Annotated in this window: 2 protein-coding genes; both read left to right on the top strand. The window is 72.7% G+C overall.

The window, feature by feature from the left end:
- A partial coding sequence (locus tag ACWF94_RS38395) for a nitric oxide synthase oxygenase (RefSeq protein WP_453499585.1) occupies positions 1-1,146 on the top strand: 1,146 nt, incomplete at its 5' end.
- Positions 1,147-1,212: 66 nt separating this feature from the next.
- A complete protein-coding gene (locus tag ACWF94_RS38390; RefSeq protein WP_453499583.1) occupies positions 1,213-2,277 on the top strand; it encodes a lactonase family protein in 1,065 nt (354 codons plus the stop codon).
- The last annotated feature ends 308 nt before the right edge of the window (positions 2,278-2,585 follow it).

The raw sequence follows: 2,585 nt of genomic DNA, 5'->3' as shown, positions 1-2,585 counted from the left end.
CCCTGCCCGGCGGAGCAGGCGTCCGGGGTCCGGCCCGGAGGCGGTGAGATGTACGCGGAGGCCGAGGAGTTCATACGCCTGCACCATGACGAGGAGCACGCCGGTGACCCGGCCGCGCGCCTCGCCGCCGTACGCGCGGAGATCAAAGAGACCGGCACCTACCGTCACACCACGGCCGAACTCACCTATGGCGCCAGGGTCGCCTGGCGCAACAGCAACCGCTGTATCGGCCGCCTCTACTGGCGTTCTCTGCGGGTCCGTGACCGCCGCCGCGTCCATGACGCCGAGTCCGTCGCGCGCGAGGCGGCGATCCATCTGCGGGAGGCCACCAACGGGGGCCGGATCCGCCCGCTGATCACCGTGTTCGCCCCCGACACCCCGGACCGTCCGGGCCCCCGGATCTGGAACGAACAGCTCATCCGGTACGCGGGCTACCGGGGCACGGACGGCACGGTCACCGGCGACCCGCGCAACGCCGGACTCACCGAACTGGCGCTGCGGCTCGGCTGGGCGGGCGGCGACGGCACCCCCTTCGACGTACTGCCCCTGGTCGTCGAGGACGCCGACGGCAAGCCGCGCACCTTCGAACTGCCCCCGGACGCCGTCCTGGAGGTGCCGATCGACCATCCCGAGGACACCGCGTACCGAGGTCTCCAACTGCGCTGGCACGCCGTCCCCGCCATCGCCAACATGTGTCTGGAGATCGGCGGGATCTGTTACGCCGCGGCTCCGTTCAACGGCTGGTACATGGGTACCGAGATCGGCGCACGCAACCTCGCCGACACCGACCGCTACGATCTGCTGCCCCGGGTCGCCGAGCGGCTCGGCCTCGACACCGCCGACGACCGCTCGCTGTGGAAGGACCGTGCCCTCGTGGAACTGAACCGTGCCGTACTGCACTCCTTCGACCGCGCCGGGGTCACCCTCGCCGACCACCACAGCGAATCCCGCCGCTTCCTCACCCATATCGACCGCGAGGAGCGCCAGGGACGGCGGGTGAGTGCCGACTGGTCCTGGATCGTGCCCCCGATCTCCGGCTCGGCGACCCCGGTTTTCCACCGGACCTACGACACCGCCGAGCGGCGGCCCGCCTACGCCCACCACCCCGAGGCGCGGGCCCGCGCCTGCGGGGAGTGGAACGAGTGAAGACACTTGGTCTAGACCTTGCTAACGTCGGCCGGGGCATCAAACGATCAGTGAAAGGGAATCGCTGTGGGCGACAAGAGCACCGGACGCGCAGTCACCGGACGCGCATTCATCGGATCCTTCACATCGGCCGGCGGTCGAGGGATCATCGCCGCCGCGGTGGACGGCGAAACCGGTGCGCTGACCGAGACGGGAGCCAGCGACGCGGTGGCGGACCCGTCCTATCTCACCCTCGCGCACACCGCCGGGGTGCCGGTCCTCTACGCGGTGTCCGAGACCTCGGAAGGGGCGGTCGCCGCATTCGACGTGCGGGGGACGGCGCCCAGGCAACTCGGCGCCCGGGTACCGGTGTGCGGAGCGGGACCCACCCATCTCGCCGTCTCCGGCGGCCATCTGCTGACCGCCAACTACGGCTCGGGCAGCCTCACCGTGCTCCCCGTCCGCACCAGCGGCGAACCGGGCGCCGCCAGCGGTGTCCTCCAGCACGAGGGTGCCGGCCCGCACCCCGACCGCCAGCGCGGCCCGCACGCCCACCAGGTGCTGCCCGACCCCAGTGGGCGCTGGGTGCTCGGGGTCGACCTCGGCACCGACTCCGTACGCGTCTGCGCGCTGGACACGGCGGCGGGCGAACTCACCCAGCACACACAGGCGGCGCTGCGCCCCGGCAGCGGCCCGCGGCACCTCGCCTTCCACCCGGCCGGCACCCACGCCTACGTACTCAACGAACTGGCACCGACGATGACCGTCTGCCGCTGGGACGCGGTGGCGGGCGTCCTGGAAGCGGTACGCGAGGTTCCGGTCCTGCCGGACGGGGCCGACGGACCCGTCTATCCGTCGGAGGTGGTCGTCTCACGCGACGGACGCCATGTGTGGGTCGCCAACCGCGGCCACGACAGCATCGCCGTCCTCGCTCTCGACGCGACCCGCGAACGGGCGGAACTGATCACCACGGTGCCCTGCGGCGGGCACTGGCCGCGCGATCTCGCGCTGGACCCGGCGGGCCGCAGACTCTACGCCGCGAATGAGCGATCCGGGGATGTCACCTGGTTCGACATCGACCCGGACACCGGAGTGCCGCGGCGGGCGGGCTCCCTGAACGCCCCCGCGGCCTCCTGCGTCGTCTTCGCCTGATACGCCTGAGCCACACCCCGTCCCCGTCCGGATCCCGTCCCGTCCGGATTCCGTCCCCGTCCGGTCCGCCGGTCCGGAGAGTTCCCCGCCCGCGCCCGTACGAAAGGGCACGCGCCGTCCGTGGCGCGGGCGGACCTTTCCGTACCGGGCCCTGCCGGCACCGGGGTCCGAGGGTCCGACCCGTACGTGAGATCCGGCCAGGAGCCGGACTCCTGCCGCCGCGCGGTCCCCGCCGGCCGCGCGAACGTGCGGCACGGCGGCCGTCCCGTGGGTGAGCGCCCCCGGCCGCCGTCAGCGCAGGGGAGAGC

Source organism: Streptomyces sp. NPDC055078, from assembly GCF_053607985.1.
This window is presented reverse-complemented; position numbering and strand designations above follow the sequence as displayed.